Below are 261 nucleotides of genomic sequence, written 5' to 3'. Positions count from 1 at the left end.
GGCGGCCTGCCCATCCCCGACATTCATCACATCAACCAGCCTAACTGGTGGACCGAAGGGGCTGACCACGATCCTGAGGAGTTCGGCCTCGCTCGGGCGCAGGAGCTTGAACAGGCGATCCTTGAGCTCGGTGAAGACCGCGTCGCCGCGTTTATCGCGGAGCCGGTGCAGGGGGCTGGGGGCGCGATTGTGCCACCTGCGAGCTATTGGCCGGAAATCCAGCGCATCTGCGATAAATATGAGATCCTGTTGATCGCGGAC

The 261-nt window shown here is 62.5% G+C and carries 1 protein-coding gene; it reads left to right on the top strand.

Going from position 1 to position 261, the window contains the following annotated elements; all coding sequences use genetic code 11:
* On the top strand, nt 1–261 hold a 261-nt coding region (locus R0J92_RS23985; protein WP_411053522.1), incomplete at both ends, for an aminotransferase class III-fold pyridoxal phosphate-dependent enzyme.

This window comes from Tritonibacter sp. SIMBA_163 (assembly GCF_046535935.1).
In the GTDB taxonomy this organism is placed as follows: Bacteria; Pseudomonadota; Alphaproteobacteria; order Rhodobacterales; family Rhodobacteraceae; genus Epibacterium; species Epibacterium scottomollicae.
The sequence above is the reverse complement of the archived record's forward strand: the minus strand, read 5'-3'. Positions and strand labels throughout refer to the sequence as shown.